The sequence below is a fragment of the Pseudoalteromonas sp. SR43-3 genome, assembly GCF_014163875.1.
GTDB classification, from domain to species: domain Bacteria; phylum Pseudomonadota; class Gammaproteobacteria; order Enterobacterales; family Alteromonadaceae; genus Pseudoalteromonas; species Pseudoalteromonas distincta.
The window spans coordinates 200,811-209,830 of the sequence record NZ_JACJEC010000007.1; the positions used below are offsets into that span (position 1 = coordinate 200,811).

The following is a 9,020-nucleotide window of genomic DNA, read 5'->3' on the forward strand; positions in this document are numbered from 1 at the left end:
CTTTTAAGTCACTGCAAATAAATTAGCGAGGTAAGCTTGGGAATGACACTTCGGCCATATCGCGCATACAACGAACTACTTGGCAGCTGTAACCAAACTCATTGTCGTACCATACATATAAAACAATACGGTTATCTTCAACAATTGTTGCTTGTGAATCAACAACACCTGCGTAACGGCTACCTACTAAATCGGTAGATACAATTTCCGTTGATGCAGTGTAATCAATTTGATCACGTAAGTCTGAATGAAGTGCTGTATCGCGTAAAAATGCGTTTAGCTCTTCAACTGATGTGCTTGTTGCTAAGTTAAGATTTAAAATAGCTAGCGACACATTAGGTGTAGGTACGCGGATTGCGTTACCTGTTAACTTGCCTTCAAGCTCTGGTAATGCTTTTGAAACCGCTTTTGCAGCACCTGTTTCAGTAATTACCATATTGAGTGCTGCGGCACGGCCACGGCGCTCTGCTTTGTGGTAGTTATCAATAAGGTTTTGATCGTTCGTGTACGAGTGTACAGTTTCAACATGGCCATTATTGATACCAAACTTATCGTTTAATGCTTTAAGCGTTGGTGTAATTGCATTGGTTGTACAGCTTGCTGCACAAACAATTTTATCTTCAGGTAAAATATCTTTGTTATTAACACCATATACGATGTTTTTGATATTGCCTTTTGCAGGAGCTGTTAATAATACTTTTGCAGCGCCCTTACACTCTAGGTGCTGGCCAAGGCCCGCTTCGTCTTTCCAAATACCGGTGTTATCAACAATTAATGCATTGTCGATACCGTATTGAGTGTAATCAATTTCGCTAGGAGAGTTAGCGTAAATAACTTGAATGTAGCTACCGTTAGCTTTAATTGCATTGCGTTCTTTATCAATCGTGATTGAGCCATTGAATGGACCGTGAATTGAATCACGACGCAGTAAGCTTGCACGCTTTTCAAGATCCCCATCTTTACCACCACGCACAACAATAGCGCGCAAACGTAAATCTGAATATGGACCTGATTTTTCAATTAATAAACGCGCTAATAAACGACCGATACGACCAAAACCATACAATACTACATCGCGTGGCTCTTTCGCTGGTGAGTCTGTTATTTCTGCAAGTTCATCTTTTACAAACTCTTCTACTGAACGACCTTTTGCGGCTTCAGTGAACAAATAACTATATGCAAGCTTACCAATATCAATACGTGCTGAGTTTAATTCCATTTTGCTGATAGCTTCTAAAAATGGGAAGCTTTCGCGCAAACGTAATTTAGTGCCTTCAAACTGAGCAACGGTTTTGTGAGATTTGATAATATCGATAGTACTGGCATTTACGAGAGGACGGCCATATACAGCGATTTCGATACCACGATTACGGTAAAGCTTACCAATAATTGGTTGCATGCTTTCTGCGTAATCTTGGCGCTCTTGCCAACTATTTGTGTATTCTAACTCGTGAGATGAGGTCATTTTATTTACCTAAGTTTATCATTTTGAACGGATAGCCTTTAAAAATGCACTATATTTTGAGAGTAATGCACTTCAGGCAGGGCTATTCTAATTTAAACTGAAGTTATTCTCTACTGTTAGGCGTTAAATGATTGCGTTAGAATAACAAAGTAAATATTCATTTGGGGTTAAGGAATGCTTAAAAAAGCAAGTGTACTATTGGGTTTGCTAACATTGGCAGGGTGTGAAGAGCCGTTAACACTCGCACAAGTGTGCAAAGAAACACCTGGTTTTTGTAGCGACTTAAACAAAGACAGTCACTGCAAGGATGAGCGTTCTGATGTAATTATCAAACGCTACATAGAATACAAAGACCCTACTGATGAAAATAAATACCAATTACTCAAGGATTTTGAATCTTATAACCAATGCATAACTTTGGCCGCTAAAATTGAACATATTAAGTTAAAAGCTAAAAAAACGTCACGTATTGATGGTCAATTAACGAGTATTAAAGAAATGACTCGGTTATATCAAGATACCCAAAATACAAACCACCCAGGTTTGCTCTACTACCAATGGTCACGAAATAACAACCAAAGTGCGTTGACTAAATTATTGGCTATAGAAAATGATAAAAGTGTAACGCAAAGTGCCGAAATGCAATTTTTTTTAGCATCGTACTATATTAAATTTGATGATGAAAAAACCATTGATTTACTTTATAAAACTCTAGAGCTCAATAAAAAAGACAACATACCGAATCCGGAAGTGTATACATCACTTATTAGTCTTTTTTATAAACATGATAAGTTTAAGCACGCATATATATTTTCTAAAGTAGCGCAAATGTCGGGGATTGAAAATATTGATGTATTTGAAATTGAGCAGAAATTAGTCGCAAATGGTAAAAGCTTAGATAGCCTAGATGTACTTGCAGAGCAAACATTTCAGCAAATAATGGCAGGTGATTTTGTATCTCCTCGAGAGTTTTAATTTATAATCGCAAAAATAACCTAATACCAATCTGCTTATGTATGGGGTCTATTTAACGTTAAGGAAATTACGCTAGAACTAGGCAAAAATTTTGTATCTAGTTGTTCTAGATAAAAATATTTTAACGACGTTATAGTGTTATTTAATTCGTTAAATTGATCAAAGATTTATGCAGGTTGGTATAATTTAATAACTAGGTTATTCAGGCAAATAAAAAGGCAGCTTACGCTGCCTTTTTTTATTTTGCTTTGCTTGTGCCCACTTCTACGCGGGTTTTAAGCTTTTGACCTGGTCGAAAAGTCACCACGCGACGTGCCGAAATAGGAATATCTTCGCCTGTTTTCGGGTTGCGGCCTGGTCTTTCTTTTTTGTCTCGAAGATCAAAGTTACCAAATCCAGAGAGCTTAACCTGCTCGCCTTTTTCTAGCGCTGAGCGGATTTCTTCAAAAAACGCTTCAACTAAATCTTTGGCATCTTTTTTATTGATCCCGAGCTTTTCAAATAGGTGTTCAGCTATGTCGGCTTTAGTAAGCGCCATATCTAGTCCCTCAACGATGCATTAAACTGTTCGGCCAATTCGGCCACCACGTTATCAACTACTAGATTGATATCTTTCTCTTCGAGTGTTCTATCAACCGCTTGCAGTGTTAGAGCAATCGCCAAACTCTTATAATTTGGCTCAATACCTTTGCCCTTATACACATCGAATAAGTTTAGGTCAACCAATTGATTTCCGCCAACTTTTTCGATCACGCTTAAAATGTCGCCAGATTTAACGCTGTCTGCCACTAAAATCGCGATGTCGCGGCGATTTGAAGGGAATTTAGACACCCCTTCGGCTTGCGGTAAATTTCTTTTTTCTATTGCTGACATTTCAATTTCAAAAACAAAAGTTGCGTTGTTGATATCTAACGACTTTTGAGCTTGAGGATGTAAAGCACCAAAAAAACCAACCTTTTTACCATCAACATATATTACTGCTGATTGACCAGGGTGAAGTCCATCTGACTGCTCGGCTTTAATTTCAAAGCGAGTAATGTCATTGGTAATTGCAAGTAAGGCTTCAACATCACCTTTTAAATCGTAAAAATCAACATTGCGTTTTTCTTCAACCCAATGTTCACCATTTACAAGACCCGTAATAACACCGCCAATAACCGGTACTTGGTAAACACCATTTTCTGCACTTTCGTCGCTTATAAATTTAAGACCATGTTCGAATAAACGAATACGAGGCTGTTGGCGATTTTGGTTATACGCTACAGACGCTAATAAACCCGGCATTAAACTTACACGCATTGCTGACATTTCAATTGAAATAGGATGCGGTAATACCATTGCTTTACACTCTGGGTGTAAAATAGCTTGTGCTTTAGGGTCTACAAAGCTGTACGTAATTGCTTCTTGGTAACCACGAGTCACTAACGTATTGCGGAACTTGCTAAGCGCAATAGTTGCTTCGTTATGTGTCGTCATTTTAAGTTTTGCAGTTGGTGCAACATTTGGAATGCTGTTGTAACCGTAAACACGTGCTACTTCTTCAATTAAATCTTCTTCGATGCGAATATCAAAACGGTAGCTTGGTACGTCCGCACTCCAGCTTTCATTTTCTACTTTAACATCAAGACCTAAACGCGTAAGAATATCTGTTACTTTAGCATCTTCAATATGATGACCAATAACACGGTCTAAACGTGCACGACGAAGACGTACTTCAGTCACTTTTGGTAGTTTATCAGCCGCAACAGCTTCAACTACTGGACCTGCTTGACCCCCCACAATTTCAAGAAGAAGTGCTGTTGCACGTTCCATTGCATCGTGTTGTAGAGCAAAATCAACACCGCGTTCATAACGGTGTGAAGCATCAGTGTGTAAACCGTAGCTACGTGCTTGTCCTGCAATTGCTACAGGATTAAAAAATGCGCTTTCAAGTAATATATCAGATGTTTTATCTGTAACACCTGATTGCTCCCCACCAAAAATACCCGCAATTGCAAGTGCTTTATTATGATCGGCTATCACAAGTGTTGTGTCGTTTAATTTAGCGGTATTACCGTCTAATAAAACAAGTTCTTCGCCTGCGTTTGCACTACGAACTTTAATACCACCTTCAATCGCATTTAAATCAAACGCGTGCATTGGGTGACCAAGTTCAAGTAATACATAGTTAGTAACATCAACTACAGGATCGATAGAACGTACGCCACTACGACGTAATTTTTCAACCATCCAAAGTGGTGTTTCAGCATCAAGGTTAATGCCCTTTATCACACGGCCAAGGTAACGAGGACATGCATCTTCGTTAACTAGCTCAATTGATACTTTGTCATCAATTGTTGGCGTAACCGCTGGGATATCTAATACATTTACGTCAATGCTATTTAAAACACCTACTTCACGAGCAAGGCCTTTAATACCTAAACAATCACCACGATTTGGTGTTAAGTCAACATCTATAATATTGTCATCAAGACCTAGGTAGTCACGTAAATCAGTGCCTACTGGTGCATCGCTTGGCAATTCCATAATGCCGTCGCCTTCTTCGCTAATACCTAGCTCAACAAAAGCACATAGCATTCCGTTTGAAGGTTGGCCGCGTAGTTTGGCTTTTTTAATTTTAAAGTCACCAGGAAGTACAGCGCCCACAGTTGCAACAGCAACTTTAATACCTAAACGACAATTTGGTGCACCACACACGATATCAAGTAGCTCATCGCCACCTACGTTAATTTTGGTAACACGAAGTTTATCTGCATCAGGGTGTTGACCACATTCAACAACTTCACCAACAACTACGCCATTAAATTTGGCAGCAGCAGGCTCAACACCATCAACTTCTAGACCAGCCATTGAAAGCTGTTCCGAAAGAGCTTGCGTATCAATAGCAGGATTAACCCACTCTCTTAACCACTTTTCACTAAATTTCATTTTATTGTTTCACTCTTAACGGAACTGGTTCAGGAATTTTAAGTCATTTTCGAAAAATGCACGCAAATCGTTTACGCCATAGCGCAACATTGTTAAACGCTCTACACCCATGCCAAAGGCAAAGCCGGTGTATTTTTCTGGGTCAATGCCCACAGACTTAAGTACATTGGGATGTACCATGCCGCAGCCTAGTACTTCTAACCACTTACCGTCTTTACCCATAACATCTACTTCAGCTGAAGGTTCTGTAAATGGGAAGAATGAAGGACGGAAACGAATTTCCATATCCTCTTCAAAGAAGTTACGTAAAAAATCATGCAAAATACCTTTTAACTCCGTAAAGCTAACATCGGTATCAACCATTAAACCTTCAACCTGGTGGAACATTGGTGTATGTGTTTGGTCGTAATCGTTACGGTATACACGTCCAGGTGAAATAATGCGCAGTGGTGGCTGCTCAGTTTCCATAGTACGAATTTGCACGCCACTAGTTTGTGTGCGTAGTACTAATTTAGGATTGAAATAAAAGGTATCATGATCAGCACGTGCTGGATGGTGCTCAGGGATATTTAGCGCATCAAAGTTATGAAAATCGTCTTCGATTTCTGGACCAGATTTAACTTCAAAACCTAACTCACCAAAAAAGCTTTCTATACGCTCAATAGTGCGCGTAACTGGGTGTAAACCGCCGGTAGGCATAACACGTCCTGGCAGAGTTACATCTATAGTTTCAGCAGCTAGCTTTTCTTCAAGTGCTTTACTTGCAAGCAATTCACGCTTTTCGTTAATAGCAGCTTGCACATCCTGTTTAGCTTGGTTTATAACTTGGCCTGCTTCTTTACGTTCTTCAGGTGCTATTTTACCTAACGTTTTAAGTAAGCTAGTGATTTCGCCTTTTTTACCAAGGTAATTAACCCTGATATCTTCTAACTGCGCTATTTCACTGGCACTGGCTACCGCCTCAAGTGCTTGCGCTAATATATTTTCTAAGTTCATTCGATACCTGATCTTTCACAGAAGGTGATTGCTTAAGAGCGTGTTGGCCTTTCAAGATTGCTTCTCAACTGTGTGGTTGGCTATTAAATAAGGTTAAGCATTGGGCTGTAGTTTCCTACATAAGTCATGCAATAACCCTAAATAAAGACCAAACACGTGTTGTTCGAAGTGTTTATCTTGTGGCTACTCTCTTTGTTGTTCGGGTATTGCATATAAAAACTATGCTAATGTCCTCACGACGCGATTAAAGCCCACTTAAATTAAACAAATTCCAATCAGGAAAGGTAAACACGCTCTGATAATAGCTTATGATAACTGAAAGCAGGGTCTAGATTCTAGACCTACTACAGCTTTAACGTTGATTTTATAAAAGGAATAGTTAATTTTCGCTGTGCAGCCATAGATGCATGATCTAATTTGTCGAGTACATCTAATAAAGCTCGCATATCACGGCTTAAACGGGTTAATAAAAAGCGTGCACACTCATCACTTAATTCAAGGCCGCGCATGTGAGCGCGCTTAACAAGTGCTTGTGCTTTATCGTCATCACTCATAGAACGAATTTGAAAGGTTGTTCCCCACGTTAAACGAGACTCTAAATCAGGCAGAGATATATTGAGCATGCTAGGAAGTAAATCAGCAGTTACTACTAACATTTTACCGGGTTCGTTAAATCGGTTAAAAAAGTTAAATAGTGCTTTTTCCCACGCATCATTCCCTGCAACTAAATGCACGTCATCAATACATAGAACATCAAGTGCTTCTAAACCGTCTAATACCATAGGTCCAAAGTCAATTACTTCGCGCATAGACAGCAACATATTAGATAAGCCACGCTCTTGTGCTTTTATGCAGGTTGCATATAAAAGATGAGACTTGCCCGAATCACCTAAACCACATAGGTATGTATACTGAAACGTTTTTGCTAATTTGGAAAAGCTATCTTTTAGGTGATTAACCTCCAAAGAGTCTTCTCCCCCAAAATACGATGCAAATGTTTCGTCATCCGGTAAAGTAACCGGTAGTGCCATTTGCATCGGCTCAGACATTAGCATTATGGTGTTACCCATTGATACTCTAAGCTATTTTTATCAACAACATGATAAAATGCGCGTGGATCCTCATAATCTTTAAATGAAGAGTCTAGCCCTAACCCTTTTTTAAGATCACTCAAGTTACCAGTATGATTTAATTTAAATTCAACAAATTCCGGTGTTTTACGAACAATTTTGACTTGCGTAACAACACTTAGGCTCAATAATCTTCGTTTCGCTAATTCTATATCAACAAAACTTTGTGTGCCTTTTAGCGTGAGCGTAGCAGTTGCTTGTTCATAATAAGCATTTGGGTCAATTGCATACTCGCTTGCAAGACCTCGTGCTAAGGTATCAATCATTTGACTCACTATTTGCTGCTTATCGCCCGTTAATCTATTTGAATCAAATTGATCATCATTAGTAAAACGCCAATCTAAAATCCAATTTTCGCTATCAGCTTCTTTATACATTCTTGCTGTAATACTTCGCTCAGCACTGTAGCGTCTAGAGGCCTCTTCTACTGGTTCAGAAAAGTTACCCCATACCTCAGGAATACCTACTAGACGTCGATCTTGTAAATCAAGTAATGGAACAACGACAGGTAAACCACGACGCCCTGCTTTGTCATAAATTAACTGCTCTAATTGCGGGTAACTTTCTTGTGTTACTAATTCTCTGCGCCAATTGTCTTCAATACCTAACCATATTGCGACTAATGGACGTTGTACTCCCCATAAAGGTAAGTTTAACTCTTTGATTAGCGCGTTGATCTTTCGAGCTTCAAATTTAACAACGAGTTTCAATTGTCCATTTGCTCTCTCGTCATATTCAAACTTAAGCATATAATCAGAAATATCTTTAGTACGTTGCTGCGCTAACTTATTTTGATCCGCAGTTTCATCACCGCTTACTTTCACTAAAACATTAAGCAAAGCTTTTCGACTCGCAGCTAATCGAGTATCTCGTGTTTTGTCATCCACTTTTAAAATATCTTGATATAGATCAGTTACTTCAACTGCCGACACAGAAAAACAAAATAAAATGGATATGGCGCTAATTAATAATCTATACACAGGCTGTTAGTTCTTGGTTTTAAACTGATTTGATCCTAAATCAAAGACAGTAACAAAGCAAAATTAAATTTGTTATCTAAGGAAATGAGAGTAATTAGCTTTTATAAAAAATAAAAAAGATTAAATTAACTTCAGGAGTGGCTAAGCTCACCCGACCTACGTGATGGTGTTGATGTGAATGTGTGTTAATTGCGCGCATTTCACTTTTCTGCAGACGTAAAAAAGCCCGACTATTTCTAGTCGGGCTCTCTACGATTTGAAGTCGGTGCGCTACGCAGTAGGATGTCGTAGTGCCCACAGCGGTAGAAAGTCACATAGCAAATGCTACACTATCTTTGTGGCGCGATATGAGTGGGTGTTAATTACGCGTATTTCACTTTTCTGCAGACGTAAAAAAGCCCGACTATTTCTAGTCGGGCTTTCTACAATTTGAAGCCTGGTAATGTCCTACTTTCACATAGCAAATGCTACACTATCATCGGCGCTGTTTCGTTTCACTACTGAGTTCGGCATGGAGTCAGGTGGGTCCAAAACGCTATTGTCACC

At 39.1% G+C, this 9,020-nt stretch carries 7 protein-coding genes and 1 rRNA gene; 1 reads left to right on the forward strand and 7 read right to left on the reverse strand.

The genetic code is table 11. The features are described from left to right. Nucleotides 1-22: 22 nt before the first annotated feature. Nucleotides 23-1,465, reverse strand: a complete 1,443-nt coding sequence (locus H5088_RS11255) for a glyceraldehyde-3-phosphate dehydrogenase (RefSeq protein WP_002960684.1) — start codon at nt 1,463-1,465, stop codon at nt 23-25. Between the two features lie 174 nt (nt 1,466-1,639). Here H5088_RS11255 and H5088_RS11260 point away from each other — a divergent pair, with 174 nt between their 5' ends. Further along, nucleotides 1,640-2,440 carry a DUF2989 domain-containing protein gene (locus H5088_RS11260; RefSeq protein WP_024596170.1) on the forward strand — a complete coding sequence of 267 codons (801 nt, stop codon included), beginning with the start codon at nt 1,640-1,642 and terminating at the stop codon, nt 2,438-2,440. A 238-nt stretch (nt 2,441-2,678) separates the two neighbouring features. Here the strand turns inward: H5088_RS11260 and ihfA are convergent, their stop codons facing one another. From ihfA to rrf, 6 genes are all read right to left on the reverse strand, one after another. Then, nucleotides 2,679-2,978, reverse strand: a complete 300-nt coding sequence (gene ihfA / locus H5088_RS11265) for an integration host factor subunit alpha (protein ID WP_002960690.1) — start codon at nt 2,976-2,978, stop codon at nt 2,679-2,681. A gap of 2 nt (nt 2,979-2,980) precedes the next feature. After that, complete coding sequence (gene pheT, locus H5088_RS11270) at nt 2,981-5,368, reverse strand: phenylalanine--tRNA ligase subunit beta (protein WP_002960691.1); 2,388 nt, start codon at nt 5,366-5,368, stop codon at nt 2,981-2,983. 15 nt (nt 5,369-5,383) lie between these two features. Then, nucleotides 5,384-6,364: a phenylalanine--tRNA ligase subunit alpha gene (gene pheS / locus H5088_RS11275; RefSeq protein ID WP_002960692.1), complete on the reverse strand. Its 981-nt coding sequence runs from the start codon at nt 6,362-6,364 to the stop codon at nt 5,384-5,386. Nucleotides 6,365-6,708: 344 nt separating this feature from the next. After that, nucleotides 6,709-7,419 (reverse strand): DnaA regulatory inactivator Hda, encoded by a 711-nt coding sequence (gene hda / locus H5088_RS11280; protein ID WP_002960693.1) that lies wholly within the window; start codon nt 7,417-7,419, stop codon nt 6,709-6,711. Further along, nucleotides 7,419-8,474 (reverse strand): DUF2066 domain-containing protein, encoded by a 1,056-nt coding sequence (locus H5088_RS11285; RefSeq protein ID WP_024596168.1) that lies wholly within the window; start codon nt 8,472-8,474, stop codon nt 7,419-7,421. Before H5088_RS11285 ends, hda begins: the two co-directional genes overlap by 1 nt. Before the next feature lie 434 nt (nt 8,475-8,908). Further along, nucleotides 8,909-9,020, reverse strand: a 5S ribosomal RNA gene (gene rrf / locus H5088_RS11290); the annotation flags it as partial.